The sequence below is a fragment of the Streptomyces sp. NPDC004065 genome (assembly GCF_044903565.1).
Classification (GTDB): Bacteria; Actinomycetota; Actinomycetes; order Streptomycetales; family Streptomycetaceae; genus Streptomyces.
On sequence record NZ_JBJDQT010000017.1, the window covers coordinates 38539 to 56368 of the forward strand.

Genomic DNA, 17830 nt, shown 5'->3' on the forward strand with positions numbered 1-17830 from the left:
GCGGGCGGACGCCCCGGGGCGGGGTGTCCGCCCCAGGGGGGTGGGGTGTCCGCCCCGGGGGGTGGGCTCGTCAGCCGGCGGATCGGGACGGGCTGCCCTCGGCGGAGTCCTCGACGGAGTCGCGGACGGAGTCCTCGGCCGAGTTCTCGGCGGAGTTCTCGGCGGAGTTCTCGGCGATGCGCTCGTGGTGGTGGATCACCTCGGCGATGATGAAATTGAGGAACTTCTCGGCGAACCCCGGGTCCAGTCTGGCGTCCTCGGCGAGGGCGCGCAGACGGGCGATCTGGCGGGCCTCGCGGGCCGGGTCGGCGGGCGGCAGATGGTGGGCGGCCTTGAGGTGCCCGACCTGCTGGGTCGCCTTGAACCGCTCGGCGAGCATGTGCACGACGGCCGCGTCGATGTTGTCGATGCTGGCGCGCAGCCGCGTGAGCTCCGCCAGGACGGCGGGATCGACGTCACCGGTACCGGTGTCACTGGTGGTCATGGGCGCCTACCCTACGGCGGTGCGCCGTTTCCGTGACGCCCCGTCCGACGTCTGGACGCCCCCCGTCCGGCACACCGGCGCACCCGCCCGGCGCACCCGGAGCCGTCCGGCACACCGGCGCACCCGCCCGGCCCACGGGGAGCAGCCCGGTGCGCCGCTCCCCCGTCGGCTGCCGGGGGTGCGCCTACAGTGGGAGACAGTTCTGGGCGTCTTCGGGGGTGCGGACGTGGCGAACGACGGACCGGTCGAGCACGGGTTCCCGCATCTTCACACGGTGCGGGCCGCGGTCACGGCGCTCTACAGGAGGCTGACGTACGAGACCGTGCGGACCTTCTCGACCAGTGTGGCCCCGGCCGACGTGGCCTTCGCCGACACCGACGACCTGCATCTGGGCGCCCAGCGGGTGGCCCGTGAGATGGTGCGCCACTACCGGCTGCCGGACGCCCGGCTGATCGTCAGCTTCCGCGAGATGACGCATGCGGCGAACGTGGAGCTGACGGCGGGGCCGGAGTACTTCATCGAGCTCAACGACCGTTTCCGCACCCACCGCGAGGACATCGGCGCGGCCCTCGCGCACGAGGTGGCGCACGTGTATCTGCACCGGCTCGGCCTGTCCTTCCCCGGTCTGCGGGAGAACGAGATCCTCACCGACACGGTGGCGGCGTACCTGGGCGCGGGCTGGCTGCTGCTGGACGCCTTCCGGGAGTTCGGCGAGTCGTCGCAGAAGCTCGGTTACCTCACCCCGGAGGAGTTCGGCTATGTGCTGGCCAAGCGGGCGCTGGCGTTCGGCGAGGATCCGTCGGTCTGGTTCACCAGCCCGCAGGCCTACGAGGCGTACACCGAGGGGATGATGCTGGCCCGCCGCGACGGGCGGCAGCCGCCGCTGACGGCGGCCGGCTGGGCGGGCCGCCGCCGTTACGCCCGCGACCGCCGGCATGCCCAGGAGCACGGCCGTGCGCCGGAGGGGACGGCGGCGTCCGGCGTGCCGTACGTGTTCAGCCCGGCCGTACCCGCCGGGCACGAGCCGTTGCGCGTGTCGTTCCCCTGCCCGACCTGCCACCAGCGGATCAGGGTGCCGGTGCGCGGGCGGATCCGGGCGCGGTGCGCGCTGTGCCGGACGGTGCTGGAGTGCGACACGTAGCCGGCCGGGCGGGGCACACCACCGGCCGGGTGCGGCACCTCACCGGCCGGGTGCAGGCGACAAGCACCTCACCGGCCCCGGGCGGGGTGGGCGAGCCGGCCGGGCCGTACGATCCCCGGCTCCCGCGGAGGCCATGGCATCGGCCGGCGGGCAGGCATGCGACGGCGCCTGCCCTGGTGTCCGGTCGGGGACGATGGGCAGGCGCCGTCAGGTGTTCCGCACGCCGTTGTGCGGGACGTTCTGCGGTGCGCGCGTCAGACCATCAGCGCGCGGTCCGTCGGGCGGATCGGGGCCGGCAGGTCGCTGGCGCCGGTGAGGAAGCGGTCGACGCCGCGGGCGGCCGAGCGGCCCTCGGCGATCGCCCACACGATGAGCGACTGGCCGCGTCCGGCGTCGCCGGCGACGAACACGCCCGGCACGTTGGTCTGGAAGTCGGCGTCGCGGGCGATGTTGCCGCGCTCGTCGAGTTCCAGGCCGAACTGCTCGACCAGGCCGTTGTCCCGGTCGGTGCCGGTGAAGCCCATGGCCAGGGTGACCAGCTGGGCCGGGATCCTGCGCTCGGTGCCCGGCTTCTGGACCAGCTTGCCGTCGACGAACTCGACCTCGGTCATGTGCAGCCACTGGACGTTGCCGTCCTCGTCGCCCTCGAAGTGGGTGGTGGAGACGGAGTAGACCCGCTCACCGCCCTCCTCGTGGGCGCTGGTGACCTTGTAGAGCATCGGGAAGGTCGGCCAGGGCTGGCGCACCGCGTCCCGCTCCTCGTTCGGGCGGGGCATGATCTCCAGCTGGGTGACGGAGGCGGCGCCCTGGCGGTGGGCGGTGCCCACGCAGTCCGCGCCGGTGTCACCGCCGCCGATGACGACGACGTGCTTGCCCTCGGCCGTGATCGGCGGGGAGACGTAGTCGCCCTCCTGCACCTTGTTGGCCAGCGGGAGGTACTCCATCGCCTGGTGGATGCCCTTGAGCTCGCGGCCGGGCACGGGCAGGTCGCGCGCGGTGGTGGCGCCGACGGCCAGCACCACGGCGTCGTACCGCTTCTTCAGGTCCGTGGCCTTCAGGTCGCGGCCGATCTCCACGCCGGTGCGGAACCGGGTGCCCTCCGCGCGCATCTGCTCGATACGGCGGTTGATGTGCCGCTTCTCCATCTTGAACTCGGGGATGCCGTACCGGAGCAGGCCCCCGACCCGGTCCGCGCGCTCGTAGACGGCGACGGTGTGGCCGGCCCGGGTCAGCTGCTGGGCGGCGGCCAGGCCCGCCGGGCCGGAGCCGACGACGGCGACGGTCTTGCCGGACAGGCGCTCGGGGATGCGCGGGGCGACGTCCCCGGTCTCCCACGCCTTGTCGATGATGGAGACCTCGACGTTCTTGATGGTGACCGGGGCCTGGTTGATGCCGAGGACGCACGCGGACTCGCAGGGCGCCGGGCACAGGCGGCCGGTGAACTCCGGGAAGTTGTTCGTGGCGTGCAGCCGCTCGGAGGCCGCCGCCCAGTCCTCGCGGTAGGCGTAGTCGTTCCACTCCGGGATCAGGTTCCCGAGCGGACAGCCGTTGTGGCAGAACGGGATGCCGCAGTCCATGCACCGGCTGGCCTGCGTGCTGATGATGGGCAGCAGCGAGCCGGGGACGTAGACCTCGTTCCAGTCCTTGACGCGCTCGCCGACGGGGCGGGTCCTGGCGACCTCGCGGCCGTGGTTCAGAAAGCCCTTCGGGTCAGCCATTGATCGCCGCCTCCATCATCTTCTCGGTGATCTCGGTCTCGGACAGACCGGCTCGCTCGGCGGCGTCCTTGGCGGCGAGCACTGCCTTGTACGTGCTGGGGATGATCTTGCTGAAGCGGTCCACGGCGGTGTCCCACTCGGCCAGCAGCTTCTCGGCGACGGTGGAGCCCGTCTCCTGCTGGTGCCGGCGCACCACGTCGTGCAGCCACTGCTTGTCGGCGTCGTCCAGCGCCTCGACCGAGGCGAGGTTGCCGGCGTTGACGTTGTCGCGGTCGAGGTCGATCACGTAGGCGATGCCGCCGGACATGCCGGCCGCGAAGTTGCGGCCCGTCTCGCCGAGGACCACCGCGCGGCCGCCGGTCATGTACTCGCAGCCGTGGTCGCCCACGCCCTCGGAGACGACCAGCGCGCCGGAGTTGCGGACGCAGAACCGCTCGCCGACCTTGCCGCGCAGGAACATCTCGCCGCCGGTGGCGCCGTAGGCGAGGGTGTTGCCCGCGATGACGCTGTACTCGGCGAGGTGGTCGGCCGCGCGGTCCGGGCGGACGATGATCCGGCCGCCGGACAGGCCCTTGCCGACGTAGTCGTTGGCGTCGCCCTCCAGGCGCAGCGTGATGCCGCGCGGGAGGAAGGCGCCGAAGGACTGGCCGGCGGAGCCGGTGAAGGTGATGTCGATGGTGTCGTCGGGCAGGCCGGCGCCGCCGAACTTCTTCGTCACCTCGTGGCCGAGCATGGTGCCGACGGTGCGGTTGATGTTGCGGATGGCGACCTGGGCGCGCACCGGCTGGGCGTCGGCGGCGCCGGGTGCGGCCAGGGCGTCGGCGGCGAGCCGGATCAGCTCGTTGTCGAGCGCCTTCTCCAGGCCGTGGTCCTGGGCGACGACCTGGTGGCGCACCGCGCCCTCGGGCAGTTCGGGCACGTGGAACAGCGGCTCGAGGTCGAGGCCCTGGGCCTTCCAGTGGTTGACCGCGCGGGTGACGTCGAGGACCTCGGCGTGGCCGACGGCCTCGTCGATGGAGCGGAAGCCCAGTTCGGCCAGCAGCTCGCGGACTTCCTCGGCGATGAACTGGAAGAAGTTCACGACGAACTCGGCCTTGCCGGCGAACCGTTCGCGCAGCACCGGGTTCTGGGTGGCGATGCCGACCGGGCAGGTGTCCAGGTGGCAGACGCGCATCATGACGCAGCCGGAGACGACGAGCGGCGCGGTGGCGAAGCCGAACTCCTCGGCGCCGAGCAGGGCGGCGATGACCACGTCGCGGCCGGTCTTGAGCTGGCCGTCGGTCTGGACGACGATGCGGTCGCGCAGCCCGTTGAGGAGCAGGGTCTGCTGGGTCTCGGCCAGGCCGAGCTCCCAGGGGCCGCCCGCGTGCTTGAGCGAGGTCAGCGGGGAGGCGCCGGTGCCGCCGTCGTGGCCGGAGATGAGCACGACGTCGGCGTGGGCCTTGGACACGCCGGCCGCGACCGTGCCGACGCCGACCTCGGAGACCAGCTTCACGTGGATGCGGGCGGCCGGGTTGGCGTTCTTCAGGTCGTGGATCAGCTGGGCCAGGTCCTCGATGGAGTAGATGTCGTGGTGCGGCGGCGGGGAGATGAGGCCCACGCCGGGCGTGGAGTGCCGGGTCCTGGCCACCCACGGGTAGACCTTGTGGCCGGGCAGCTGGCCGCCCTCGCCGGGCTTGGCGCCCTGGGCCATCTTGATCTGGATGTCGTCGGCGTTGACCAGGTACTCGCTGGTGACGCCGAAGCGGCCGGAGGCGACCTGCTTGATCGCCGAGCGGCGCGCCGGGTCGTACAGGCGCTCGGGGTCCTCGCCGCCCTCACCGGTGTTGGACTTGCCGCCCAGCTGGTTCATGGCGATGGCGAGGGTCTCGTGCGCCTCCTTGGAGATGGAGCCGTACGACATGGCGCCGGTGGAGAAGCGCTTGACGATCGCGGAGACCGGCTCGACCTCCTCGAGGGGGATCGGCGCGCGGTCGGACTTGAAGCCGAACAGGCCGCGCAGGGTCATCAGCCGCTCGGACTGCTCGTTGACCCGGGAGGTGTACTGCTTGAAGACGTCGTAGCGGCCGGTGCGGGTGGAGTGCTGGAGGCGGAAGACCGTCTCCGGGTCGAACAGGTGCGGCTCGCCCTCGCGGCGCCACTGGTACTCGCCGCCGATGTCGAGGGCGCGGTGGGCGGGCGCGATGCCGCTGGCGGGGTAGGCCTTGGCGTGGCGGGCCGCGACCTCCTCGGCGATGACGTCGATGCCGACGCCGCCGATCTTGGTGGCGGTGCCGTTGAAGTACTTCTCGACGAAGCCCTCGTCCAGGCCGACGGCCTCGAAGACCTGGGCGCCGCGGTAGGAGGCGACGGTGGAGATGCCCATCTTGGACATGACCTTCAGCACGCCCTTGCCGAGGGCGTGGATGAGGTTGCGGATGGCCTTCTCGGCCTCCATGCCGGGCAGGAAGGTGCCGGCGCGGACCAGGTCCTCGACGGACTCCATCGCCAGGTACGGGTTGACGGCGGCGGCGCCGTAGCCGATGAGCAGGGCGACGTGGTGGACCTCGCGGACGTCGCCGGCCTCGACCAGCAGGCCCACGTGGGTGCGCTGCTTGGTGCGGATGAGGTGGTGGTGGACGGCCGCGGTGAGCAGCAGGGAGGGGATCGGCGCGTGCTCGGCGTCGGAGTGGCGGTCCGACAGGACGATCAGCCGGGCGCCGTTGCCGATGGCGGCGTCGGCCTCGGCGCAGATCTCCTCGATGCGGGCGGCGAGGGCCTGGCCGCCGCCGGAGACGCGGTACAGGCCGGAGAGGGTGGCGGCCTTGAAGCCGGGCATGTCGCCGTCGGCGTTGATGTGGATGAGCTTGGCCAGCTCGTCGTTGTCGATGACCGGGAAGGGCAGCGCGACGGACCGGCAGGAGGCGGCGGTCGGCTCGAGCAGGTTGCCCTGGGGGCCCAGGGAGCTGCGCAGGGAGGTGACCAGTTCCTCGCGGATGGCGTCCAGCGGCGGGTTGGTGACCTGCGCGAACAGCTGGGTGAAGTAGTCGAAGAGCAGGCGGGGGCGCTCGGAGAGCGCGGCGATGGGCGAGTCGGTGCCCATGGAGCCGATCGGTTCGGCGCCGGCCTTGGCCATCGGCGCCAGGATGACGCGCAGCTCCTCCTCGGTGTAGCCGAAGGTCTGCTGGCGTCGGGTGACCGAGGCGTGGGTGTGGACGATGTGCTCACGCTCGGGCAGGTCGCCCAGCTCGATCTCGCCGGCCTCGAGCCACTCGGCGTAGGGCTGCTCGGCGGCGAGGCTCGCCTTGATCTCGTCGTCCTCGATGATGCGGTGCTCGGCGGTGTCGACGAGGAACATGCGGCCGGGCTGCAGCCGGCCCTTGCGGACGACGCGGGCCGGGTCGATGTCGAGGACGCCGACCTCGGAGCCGAGGACGACGAGGCCGTCGTCGGTGACCCAGTAGCGGCCGGGGCGCAGGCCGTTGCGGTCGAGTACGGCGCCGACCTGGGTGCCGTCGGTGAAGGTGACGCAGGCGGGGCCGTCCCAGGGCTCCATCATCGTGGAGTGGAACTGGTAGAAGGCGCGCCGGGCCGGGTCCATGGAGTCGTGGTTCTCCCACGCCTCCGGGATCATCATCAGCACGGAGTGGGGCAGCGAGCGGCCGCCGAGGTGGAGCAGCTCCAGCACCTCGTCGAAGGAGGCGGAGTCGGAGGCGTCCGGGGTGCAGACGGGGAAGATCCGCTCCAGCTTGTCCTTGCCGCCGAAGAGGTCGGAGGCGAGCTGGGACTCGCGGGCGACCATCCAGTTGCGGTTGCCCTTGACGGTGTTGATCTCACCGTTGTGCGCGACGAAGCGGTAGGGGTGGGCGAGCGGCCAGCTCGGGAAGGTGTTCGTCGAGAAGCGGGAGTGGACGAGCGCGATCGCGGAGGCGAAGCGGCGGTCGGACAGGTCCGGGAAGAAGGGCTCCAGCTGCCCGGTGGTGAGCATGCCCTTGTAGACGAGGGTGCGGGCGGACAGCGACGGGAAGTAGACGCCCGCCTCGCGCTCGGCGCGCTTGCGCAGCAGGAACGCCTTGCGGTCCAGGGCGATGCCCTCGCTGGCCCCGTCGGTGACGAAGAGCTGGCGGAAGACCGGCATGGTCGAGCGGGCGGTCGCGCCGAGCAGCTCGGGGGCGACCGGGACCTCGCGCCAGCCGAGGACGGTCAGGCCCTCGTCGGCGGCGATCGTCTCGATATGCGAGACGGTGTCCTCGGTTCCGTCCTCGGGCAGGAAGGCGATGCCGACGGCGTAGGCACCGGCCCGCGGCAGCTCGAATCCGGCCACCTCCCGCAGGAACGCGTCGGGCACCTGGGAGAGCAGCCCCGCGCCGTCGCCGGAGTCCGGCTCGGAGCCGGTGGCGCCGCGGTGCTCGAGGTTGCGCAGAACCGTGAGCGCCTGCTCGACCAGCGCGTGGCTCGCCTCGCCGGTGAGGGTGGCCACGAAGCCGACGCCGCAGGCGTCGTGCTCGTCGCGGGGGTCGTACATACCCTGCGCAGCAGGGCGAGCATCCATGAACGACCAGTTCCGGTCATTCGTGGAGTGCTGGGACGGCTGGCGCGGCGTACGCATCGGCTCTCCCGTCGTCGTCATCTGGCATGTGCTGGTGCCGAGGGACGACGTTGGCCCTCTGCGTAAGTGCGAAATTTCGTGCAGGTTACATGATGGAACGGGGATCGGGAACCGGATACTCCGTTCCAGCATGCGGACACCGCGGGGTCGTCGGCGGGGGTTCCGCGCCCGGCGGTGGAGGCTGTGGGTGGCCGGCGCGGGCGGGATCGGTCGGATCCCTGTGCGCCGGTCGACGAGGGGGCGGGAAGAGCGGTGTCCGCCCGTCCCGGGAGTGCGCGGCAGGCCTCATTGCCCACAGCGCTTACGGCTCATGCCCGGTGGTCATGCCGTCGAAACCAGCGGGTAACGGTTACTTATGCGGTCCCTGGCATAAGTGCCCTGCGCCCTATCCTACGGCCGTTCCGAACAGGGAGCCCAGGGCATACGTCACACCGGCCGCCGCGCCACCGAGGGCGAGCTGGCGCAGGCCGCTGTACCACCAGGTGCGGGCGGTCACCCTGGCCACCACGGCACCGCAGGCGAACAGCCCGACGAGCGCGAGCAGCACGGCCGGCCACAGGACGGTGGCGCCGAGCAGATAGGGGAGCACGGGAAGCAGCGCGCCCAGGGCGAAGGAGCCGAAGGAGGACACGGCGGCCACCAGTGGCGAGGGCAGGTCCTGCGGGTCGATGCCGAGTTCCTCGCGGGCGTGTATCTCCAGGGCCTGCTCCGGGTCCTTCGACAGCTGCCGGGCGACCTCGCGGGCCAGCCCCGGCTCGACGCCCCGCGCCACGTACAGGGCGGCGAGTTCGTCCTCCTCGTCCTGCGGGTGCTTGCGCAGCTCGCGCCGCTCGACGTCCAGCTCGGCCTCGACCAGCTCGCGCTGGGAGGCGACCGAGGTGTACTCGCCGGCGGCCATCGAGAAGGCGCCGGCGGCCAGCCCGGCGAGTCCGGTGAGGACGATGGCCTGCCGGCTCAGGTCGCCGCCCGCGACACCGGTCATCAGGGCGAGGTTGGAGACCAGGCCGTCCATCGCGCCGAAGACCGCCGGGCGCAGCCAGCCGCCGTTGACGTCGCGGTGCGTGTGGTTGTCGCGGTGCGCCTCGTGGAGCGTCGCTTCGGTGTCGAGGATGGCCACGGGTCTCCCCCTGAGAGATGAGGCAAGGCTTACTTTTGGACGAGTTCTACTTTTCGACAACTTGAAATCTACGCCCCGGGCGCCGCTCCCGCCAGCAAGGAAAGGCTCGGCTAACCTGCGGTTATGCCGTCGGCGCTCATTCGTGAGCGTGCTTGCACAGATGTCGTACGGGTGACGCGGGCCCGTACGAGGCTGCACCGTGCCGGGATCCGGGGACAGTTCCGCAAAGGGTTTCCCGCCCGGTCCCGACCGCCGCCGGGTCCCGCGCGTCGGGGTCCCGGGGCTACGGATCCCGCGCCTCCGGATCTCCGGGTCCCAGGGCTCGGGGCTCCGGGCTCTGGGCTCCGGGCTCTGGGCTCCGGGCTCTGGGCTCCGGGCTCCGGGACCTGCCGGTCCCGCGTCTTCGGTCCCGCGCCCACGGGTTCCGGGCCTTCGCGGGCGCGTCCGGGCGGGGCGCCCGGAGAGGAGGGCCGCGATGGCCCCAGCCCCGTCCTCCGCCGCCGCACCCCGCGACGGCGGCACGGCCCCGCGCGAGCACGCCACGACATCGGGCCGCGAAGCTGCGGCCACCTCCGGGGGAGGTGGTATCCCCTCGGCCGGTGGCGGTGCCGCTTCTGAGGAAGGTGCCGCTCTCGCCTGCGGGCGCGCCGCCCCTCCCCGCGAGCACGGCGCCGCGGCGCGCGAAGGAACAGCGCCTTCCGGCGGGCGCACCGCTTTGGCGCCGGAGGGAGCCACGCCTCCCGGCGGGCGCGCCGCCTCCGCGCACGAAGATGCCGCCCTGCTGCGCGAAAGCCCGGGTCCCGCCGGCCGGCTCGCCGCCCCGGTAGGCGAAGGCCCGAACCCGGCGGGCGGACGCGCCGCCTCCGTACGCGAAGGCGACGCTTCTCCCGCCGGGCCCGCCACCACGGGCCGCGAAGCAGTCGCGCCCCTGCGCGAAGACGCAGCCCCCACGGGCCGGCCCAGCGCCTCGGCGCGAAGAGGTGCCGACCCCGCGAGCGGGCGCGCCACCTCCGTACACGAAGGCCCGGCCACGGCAGGCGGGTCCGCCGTCTCCGTGCGCCAGGGCCCAGCCCCCACCAGCCGGCCCCGCCCCCCGACGCGAGGAAGCGCCACCCCGGCGAGCGGGCACGCGACCCCCGTACACGAAGGCCCAGCCCCGACAGGCGGGTCCGCCCTCTCCGTGCGCCAGGGCCCAGCCCCCACCAGCCGACCCCGCCCCCCGACGCGGCGAGGCACCGCCCCGGCGGGCGAGCGTGCCGCCCCCGTGCGCGGAGGCGCGGCCGCTGCGCGTGAGGGTGCCGCCGCGTGGCGTGAGCGGGCGCGTGGGGCGTTGCTCGGCCTTGCCGTCGGGGATGCGCTCGGGGCGCCCGCCGAGAACCTCAAGCCGTCCGAGATCCGCGCCCGCTGGGGCCGGATCACCGGTTATGTCACCGAGCACCCGGCCGGCACCGACGACACGGAGTACACGCTGTTCTCGGGTCTCCTGCTGGCCCGGTACGGTTCGGCGCTCACCCCGCGGCGGGTGGAGGCGGCCTGGCACGAGTGGATCGCCGACCGGCCCGAGGGCCCCTTCCGCGGCGCCGGCTTCAGCGAGCGGGGCACCCTGGAGAACCTGCGCCGGGGCCTGGCCGCCCCGGTCACCGCGCAGCACCGGCACGCCTGGAGCGACGGTCTCGCCATGCGCGCGGCGCCCTTCGGGGTGTTCGCCGCCGGGCGGCCCGCCGAGGCGGCCCGCCTGGTGGCCGTCGACGGCTCGGTCAGCCACGAGGGGGAGGGCATCTACGGCGGACAGGCGGTGGCGGCCGGGGTGGCGGCGGCCATGGCGGGCGCGTCACCGGTCGCGGTCGTCGCCTCCGCCCTCGCCGTCGTCCCGGACGACTCCTGGACCGCCCGCTCACTGCGCCGGGCCGCCGCCGCGGCGCGGCGCGGGGCCCACGCGGTGCGCTCCGCGGTGGTCATCGGCGGCTACCCCTGGACCGACCTCGCCCCCGAGGCGGTGGCCCTGGCCTTCGGCGCGTACGCCGCCGCCGACGGCGACTTCCGCGACGCGGTGCTCACCGCCGTCAACATGGGCCGCGACGCCGACACCACGGCGGCGGTCGCCGGCGCCCTCGCCGGGGCGACGCGAGGGGTGGCCGCCGTCCCCGCGGAATGGGCCGCGGCGATCGGGCCCGCACGCGGCAGCTGCCTGCCGTCCATGGCCGGCCGGCACGTGCTGGAACTGGCCGACCTGCTGGTCGAGCGAGCCCTGGAGGAGAGGGCGGCGGTACGGCCGGACACCACTCCGGCGCGGTCGCTTCCGCCGGCGCCCACCGGGACTCCCGTACGCCCGGACGACCCGGGACGCCCGAACGACCAGGTAGGCCCCGACGACGCCGTACGCCCGAACGACGCCGTACGCCCCGACGACGCCGTACGCCCGGACGCTCGCGTACGGCAGCCGGCCCCCGCGCCCGCCGGCGCCCCCACGCGGCCCGCCCCGGCCGTACGGCCCGTGGCCCCGGCGGCCGCCCGCGGTCCCCTGCGGGCGGACGACCCGGAACCCACCCCTCCCCCACAGGCGGACGCCCCCGGGCCCGACTCCACCCGCACCCGCGGGCAGCCGGACGACCCCGAACCCGCGAACGCCCCCGCACCCGCCGCGTCCGCCCCCGCCCCCTCCCCCGTGAGGACCGCCGCGCGGCCCGCCGCGGACCCCGCCGCCTATGTGCTGACCGGTGACGACACCGAGGCGCGGCCGTGACCCGGCGGATCGAGGGGCTGCTGCTGGGGCTGGCCGCCGGGGACGCGGCCGGGTGGCCCGCGGCCCGGCACCGGGCCGCGCGGATGCCCGAGTGGACCCGCCGGCTGACCCGCGAACTGGACACCTTCGCCGAGCAGAACGCCACCACCACCCTGCCGGTCCCCATCGCCCTCAACCAGCCGCCGGAGCCGCTGCGCCTGGGCCCCTCCGACGACGCCGAGTGGGCGGCGTTCGCCGCGGAGGCCGTACTGCTCGCCGGGGACGACGGTCTGCTCGGGGACCTGGACCGCGAGCGGCGGATGCGGGCGGCGATCGACCTGAGCTGGAACGCGCTGGCGAGCGAGGTCGCGGCGGCGGCCGAGCGCGCACCCGAGATCGAGTCGGCGGTGCTGCCGCTGCGCGCCCGGATCTCCGTGCGGGCCGGGCTGGGCAACCTCGCCACCGGTCTGCGTCCGCCCGCCACCGGACACGACAACCCGCACTACTTCGACGACGCCGCCTGCGTCCGGGCGTGCGCGCTGGCCGTGGCACACCCCGGCGCCCCCCGGCGGGCCGCCCGGCTGGCCGAGTTCGATGCCCGCTACACCCAGGACGGCGACGGCGTGCACGGCGCGCGGGCCATGGCCGCGGCGATCGCGCTGGCCCTGGACGGCGCGGACGTCCGGGAGTGCGCCGGGGCCGCGCTGGCCGAGCTGCCCGAGGAGACGGAGATCGGCCGCAACGCCCGCCACGCCCTCGCCCTGGCCGGGGCGGCGAGCGGGGGTGGGGACGGGGCCGACGGCGAACACGGGAGCGCGGCCGGGGGCCGGGGCGGGCGCGGGGGCGGTGAAGGGGCGTTCGCGCTGGTGCCTCTGCTGGAGCACCGGATCGTCGACCACGTCTACAGCTACGGCGTCGCCGCCGCCGAGACCGTGCCGGTGGCCCTGGCGCTGGCCACGGCGGCGGACGGCCGGATCGCCGAGGCGCTGCCGGCCGCGGCCTGCCTGTCCCGGGTCGCCGACTCGGCGCCGGCCCTCACGGGGGCGCTCACCGGCGCGCTCGGCGGCGGCGAGGCGGTCCCGGCGTCCTGGCGGGAGGCCTGCCGCACCCTGTCCGGCTGTGTGCTGCCCCGGCTGACCGGCACCGACCTGGTGGAACTCGCCGGTCTCCTGGAAGCCGCGCGACCGGCCGCCCCAGGAGGATGATTCGGGCATGACGCCCAAAGGAGAACGAAGTCGCGGTGCGGGACTGGAGGAGCGGATCACCGGTGCACTCGTCGGCGCGGCCGTCGGCGACGCGCTGGGCGGGCCCGTCGAGGGGTACTCCCCCGACCAGATCCTGCAGCGCCACGGCGGCCGCGTGCACGGCGTGGTCGGCCCCTGGGCCGGCGACGACTGGCGCACCGCACGCCCCCTCGCGCCGTACCACAAGGGGGACGGCCACGTCACCGACGACACCTTGATGACGCACGCCCTGGTACGGGTGTACGCGCGGGTCCGCGACCATCTGGACGCCTACGCGATCGCCGGTCATCTGGTGCCCGACCTGATGACGCGGCCGCGCTGGATCCCGGAGCTGGAGGCCGAGGCCCTGCCGCTGCAGCGGATCTTCCTGGCGGAGAAGTGGCTGGTGGCCCGGCTGCACTACGGCCACGCCGACCCGCGCGAGGCCGGCACCGGCAACATCGTCAACTGCGGTGCCGCGATGTACATGGCGCCGGTCGGCCTGGTCAACGCGGCGAACCCGGCCGCCGCCTACGCCGAGGCGCTGGACGTCGCGGGTGCCCACCAGTCCTCGTACGGCCGGGAGGCGGCCGGCGTCCTCGCGGCCGCCGTGGCGGCGGCGTGCGCGCCCGGCGCGACGGCGGACTCGGTGGTCGCGGCGTGCCTGTCGCTGGCCAAGGACGGCACCCGGACCGCGATCGAGAAGGTGTGCGAGGCGGCCGGCCGGTGCACGGACTTCGAGTCGGCGCTCGGTCCGCTGCGGCAGGCGGTGGAGCCGTACGACACGGTGGGCCCCGACTACCGCAACCCCTCGCTGGGCGCCCGCCGCCCGTCCCGGCTGCACGCGATCGAGGAACTGCCCGTCGCGCTGGGCATGCTCACGGTGGCGCGCGGCGACTACCGCCAGGCCGTCCTCGGCGCGGTGAACTACGGCCGCGACTGCGACTCCATCGCGACGATGGCCGGGGCCCTGGCGGGAGCGCTCGGCTCGCCGGTGCCGGAGGACTGGGCGAAGACGGTGGCCGAGGCCAGCCGCCTGGACCTGTGGGAACCGGCGCGCACGCTGACCGGGGTGACCCGGGAGATCTTCGCCAGGGACGTACGACGGCGACGCGCCCACGAGCGGGCCTTCGCCGAGATGGGAGGTCCGGGATGCTCCGACTGACCTGGGTCCAGCCGGAGGACCTGCTGGGACACGAGCTGCGCCAGGCGGCGCAGGACGGGCGCGAGCCCTCGGCGGTCGCCGCGCGCTGGCGCGCCGCCGGCGGCCCCGACGCCCCGGCGCGCGCGGGCGCCTCCCCCGAGCGTGCCTCGCGGTATCTGCGCCTGCTGGCGGAGGACCTCCTGGACGAGCTGGCCGAACTGCCCAGCCGGCTGGCGGACGCCGAACCGACGGACCTGGCCGCGATCAGGGCCCTGTGCCCGGACTGGCCCGCCGCCCCCATCGCCACGGCCGCCTCCTCCTCCGCGGCGCCTTCCGCTGCCGCGTCTTCCCCTGCCGCGTCCTCCCGCGAGGTCACCCCCCGCGCGGCCCCCGCCCTCGAGGCCCGTCTCGAAGCCGCCTGGCTCGGCCGGGCCGCGGGCTGTCTGCTCGGCAAGCCGGTCGAGAAGCTGCCCCTGGACGGCATCCGCGCACTCGCCCGCGCCTCCGGCAACTGGCCGCTGCGCACCTGGTTCACCGCCCGCGGCGTCCCCGACGACCTCCTGGCCAGGCACCCCTGGAACCGCCGCTCGGCCGCCACCTGTCTCGCCGAGAACATCGACGGCATGCCCGCGGACGACGACCTGGACTTCCCGCTGGTCAACCTGCTCCTGCTGCACCGCCACGGCAGGGAGTTCACCACCACCGACGTGGCCCGCCTCTGGCTGGAGGAGATTCCCGCCGGGCGGGTCTTCACCGCCGAGCGCGTCGCCTACCGCAACCTCCTCCTCGGCATCGGGCCCCCGCACACCGCGCGGTACCGCAACCCGTTCCGCGAGTGGATCGGCGCGCTGATCCGTGCCGACCTGCACGGCTGGACCAATCCGGGCGACCCGGCCGCCGCGGCCGCACAGGCCCACCGCGACGCCGTCCTCACCCACACCGCGAACGGCGTCTACGCCGCGATGTTCGCCGCCGCCGTCATCGCCTGCGCGGCGACCGGCGCCCACGACGTGCACGCCTGCCTGGCCACCGGGCTGACCGTGGTGCCGCCCGGTTCGCGGCTGGCCCGGGCCGTCCGCCACGCGGTGCGCCTGGCACGGTCCCACGAGGACTTCGACACGGTGGTGGACCACCTCCACGCCGCGCACGCCGGCACCTACCACTGGGTGCACGCCGTCCCCAACACCGCGCTGATCGCCGCCGCCCTCACCCACGCGGACGGCGACTTCGCCGGGTCCGTCTGCCGCGCGGTGTCCGGGGGGTGGGACACGGACTCCAACGGCGCCACCGCGGGCTCCGTGGCCGGCCTGCTCGCCGGCTCCCCGGGCGCCCTGCCCGAGCGGTGGACGGCCCCGCTCAAGAACCGGCTGACCACGTCCGTCGGCGACTTCGACGGCAGCGGCTTCGACCAGCTGGCCCGGCTCACCCACCGGGAGGCGCTGCGCCCATGACGCCGCACCCGCCCGGCCCCGAGCCCGACGACGAGCCCACCGCGCACCGCACGGGCCGCGGGCCCACCGCCCCCCTCCCCGACGACGAGCCCACCGCCCACCGCACCGACCCCGAGCCCGTCGCGCCCCTCGCCGGCCTCCGCGTCCTGGATCTCGCCACCCTGTTCGCCGGGCCGATCGCGGCCATGATGCTCGGCGACTTCGGGGCCGAGGTCATCAAGGTGGAGCACCCCGCCAAGCCCGATCCCGCCCGCGGCCACGGCCCGTCGAAGAACGGCGTGGGCCTGTGGTGGAAGCTCCTCGGCCGCAACAAGCGGACCATCACCCTGGACCTGTCCAAGCCCGGTGGCCGCCGCACCCTGCTGCGGCTGGCCGCCACCGCCGACGTGATCGTCGAGAACTTCCGCCCGGGCACCCTGGAGAGGTGGGAGCTGGGCTGGCCCGAGCTGTCGGCCGCCAACCCCCGGCTGGTCCTCACCCGGGTCACCGGCTTCGGCCAGTTCGGCCCGTACGCCTCCCGCCCCGGCTTCGGCACCCTGGCCGAGGCGATGAGCGGCTTCGCCGCGATCACCGGGGAACCGGACGCGCCGCCGACCCTGCCGCCGTTCGGGCTCGCCGACTCGATCGCGGGCCTGGCCACGGCGTACGCGGTGATGACGGCGCTCGCGGCGCGCGAGCGCACCGGCGCCGGCCAGATCGTCGACATGGCGATCATCGAGCCGATCCTGACGGTCCTCGGCCCGCAGCCCCTGTGGTACGACCAGCTCGGCTACGTCCAGCCGCGCACCGGCAACCGCACCCAGAACAACGCCCCGCGCAACACCTACCGCACCTGCGACGGCACCTGGGTGGCCGTGTCCACCTCGGCCCAGTCGGTGGCGGAACGGGTGATGCGGCTGGTGGGGCGGCCGGAGCTGATCGACGAACCCTGGTTCGCGACCGGCGCGGAGCGGGCCGCCCACGCCGATGTGCTCGACGAGGCGGTGGGCGGCTGGATCGCCCGGCACACCCGCACCGAGGTGATGGCGGCCTTCGAGAAGGCGGAGGCGGCGATCGCGCCGGTCCAGGACGTCCGGGACGTCATGGCCGACCCGCAGTACCAGGCCCTGGGCAGCCTCACCACGCTGCACGACCCGGAGCTGGGCCGGCTGCGCATGCAGAACGTCCTCTTCCGGCTCTCCGCCAGCCCCGGCGCGGTCCGCTGGGCGGGCCGGCCGCACGGCGCGGACACGGACGCGGTGCTGACCGAGCTGGGCCTGACCCCGAAGGAGCTGGCCGCGCTACGCGCGGAGGGCGCCCTGTGACGGCCACCGCCCCCTTCCCGCTGACCTGGCTCTACGTCCCCGGCGACCGCCCGCACATCGTGGCGAAGGCGCTGCTGTCGGGCGCCGACGTGGTGGTGGTCGACCTGGAGGACGCGGTCGCCCCGGACCGCAAGGAGTACGCCCGCGCCGCCACCGCCGAGCTGCTGACCGAGCCTCCCCCGGTCCCGGTCCAGGTGCGGATCAACGCGGTCGACGGACCGCTGGCCGCCGCGGACCTGGCCGCGGTGGCGTTCCGGCCCGGGCTGGCCGGCCTACGGCTGGCGAAGGTCACCTCACCGGAGCAGATCGTGCGCATCGCCGCGGCGACGGAGACCGCCCCGGGGCAGCGGCGGGACGGAGGGGACGGGCAGGCGGGGCCGGCGGGCGGGGTCGCCGGGCCTCCGCTGCACGCCCTGCTGGAGAGCGCGCTGGCGATCGAGCAGGCCTTCGCCGTCGCCCGCGCGCACCCCTGTCTGCGGGGCGTCTCGATCGGTGAGGCGGATCTGCGGGCCGATCTGGGCATGCGGCAGGACTCCGGGCTCGACTGGTGCCGCGCCCGGGTCGTGGTCGCCGCGCGGGCCGCCGGGCTGGCCCCGCCGCCCCAGTCCGTGCACCCCGACATCCGCGATCTGGAGGGGCTGGCCGCCTCCTGTGCGCACGGCCGGACCCTGGGCTTCCTCGGCCGCGCCGCCATCCACCCCCGCCAGCTCCCGATCATCGAGCGGGCCTATCTGCCGACCGACCGCGAGCTGGAGGAGGCCGAGACGATCGTGAAGGCGGCCACCGCGGACCGGGGCGCCCAAGCCCTGCCGGACGGCCGCTTCGTCGACGCGGCGGTGGTGGCGGCGGCCCGGCGGACCCTGGCACTGGCCCGCAGATACTGACCGGGACATCGCACACGGCGAGGGCGCCCCGAAGATCCAGCCCCCCCGTACGCG

Annotated in this window: 10 protein-coding genes and 1 pseudogene; 7 read left to right on the top strand and 4 right to left on the bottom strand. The window is 74.6% G+C overall.

Translation table 11 applies throughout. The features are described 5' to 3' along the window. Window positions 1-70 precede the first annotated feature (70 nt). The gene (locus tag ACI2LW_RS19045) at window positions 71-484 is read right to left on the bottom strand and encodes a chorismate mutase (RefSeq protein ID WP_404732360.1); all 414 of its coding nucleotides are present in this window, start codon (window positions 482-484) and stop codon (window positions 71-73) included. 226 nt (window positions 485-710) lie between these two features. Between ACI2LW_RS19045 and ACI2LW_RS19050 the strand changes: the two genes are divergently transcribed. Continuing rightward, window positions 711-1625: a hypothetical protein gene (locus ACI2LW_RS19050; RefSeq protein WP_404732361.1), complete on the top strand. Its 915-nt coding sequence runs from the start codon at window positions 711-713 to the stop codon at window positions 1623-1625. Window positions 1626-1879: 254 nt separating this feature from the next. Here ACI2LW_RS19050 and ACI2LW_RS19055 read toward each other — a convergent pair whose 3' ends face one another. The 3 genes from ACI2LW_RS19055 to ACI2LW_RS19065 all read right to left on the bottom strand — a co-directional run bounded on the left by ACI2LW_RS19055 (window position 1880) and on the right by ACI2LW_RS19065 (window position 9048). Further along, window positions 1880-3343, bottom strand: coding sequence for a glutamate synthase subunit beta (locus tag ACI2LW_RS19055; protein ID WP_404732362.1), 1464 nt, complete (start codon window positions 3341-3343; stop codon window positions 1880-1882). Continuing rightward, window positions 3336-7847 carry a glutamate synthase large subunit gene (gene gltB, locus ACI2LW_RS19060; protein WP_404732363.1) on the bottom strand — a complete coding sequence of 1504 codons (4512 nt, stop codon included), beginning with the start codon at window positions 7845-7847 and terminating at the stop codon, window positions 3336-3338. The genes ACI2LW_RS19055 and gltB overlap by 8 nt, the downstream gene beginning before the upstream one ends. Window positions 7848-8316: 469 nt before the next feature. Then, window positions 8317-9048, bottom strand: coding sequence for a VIT1/CCC1 transporter family protein (locus ACI2LW_RS19065; RefSeq protein WP_404732364.1), 732 nt, complete (start codon window positions 9046-9048; stop codon window positions 8317-8319). 1264 nt (window positions 9049-10312) lie between these two features. Between ACI2LW_RS19065 and ACI2LW_RS19070 the strand changes: the two are divergent. From ACI2LW_RS19070 to ACI2LW_RS19095, 6 genes and pseudogenes are all read left to right on the top strand, one after another. Continuing rightward, window positions 10313-11287, top strand: a pseudogene (locus ACI2LW_RS19070) (ADP-ribosylglycohydrolase family protein); the annotation flags it as partial. 500 nt (window positions 11288-11787) lie between these two features. Next, on the top strand, window positions 11788-12975 hold the full coding sequence (locus tag ACI2LW_RS19075; protein ID WP_404732365.1) for an ADP-ribosylglycohydrolase family protein: 1188 nt from the start codon (window positions 11788-11790) through the stop codon (window positions 12973-12975). A 7-nt stretch (window positions 12976-12982) separates the two neighbouring features. Beyond that, window positions 12983-14158, top strand: coding sequence for an ADP-ribosylglycohydrolase family protein (locus ACI2LW_RS19080; protein ID WP_404732366.1), 1176 nt, complete (start codon window positions 12983-12985; stop codon window positions 14156-14158). After that, window positions 14146-15588 carry an ADP-ribosylglycohydrolase family protein gene (locus ACI2LW_RS19085; protein ID WP_404732367.1) on the top strand — a complete coding sequence of 481 codons (1443 nt, stop codon included), beginning with the start codon at window positions 14146-14148 and terminating at the stop codon, window positions 15586-15588. The genes ACI2LW_RS19080 and ACI2LW_RS19085 overlap by 13 nt, the downstream gene beginning before the upstream one ends. Continuing rightward, on the top strand, window positions 15585-16892 hold the full coding sequence (locus ACI2LW_RS19090; protein WP_404732368.1) for a CaiB/BaiF CoA transferase family protein: 1308 nt from the start codon (window positions 15585-15587) through the stop codon (window positions 16890-16892). Before ACI2LW_RS19085 ends, ACI2LW_RS19090 begins: the two co-directional genes overlap by 4 nt. After that, entirely contained in the window at window positions 16889-17776 is an 888-nt protein-coding gene (locus ACI2LW_RS19095; RefSeq protein WP_404732369.1) for an HpcH/HpaI aldolase/citrate lyase family protein, read from the top strand. Before ACI2LW_RS19090 ends, ACI2LW_RS19095 begins: the two co-directional genes overlap by 4 nt. Window positions 17777-17830 lie beyond the last annotated feature (54 nt).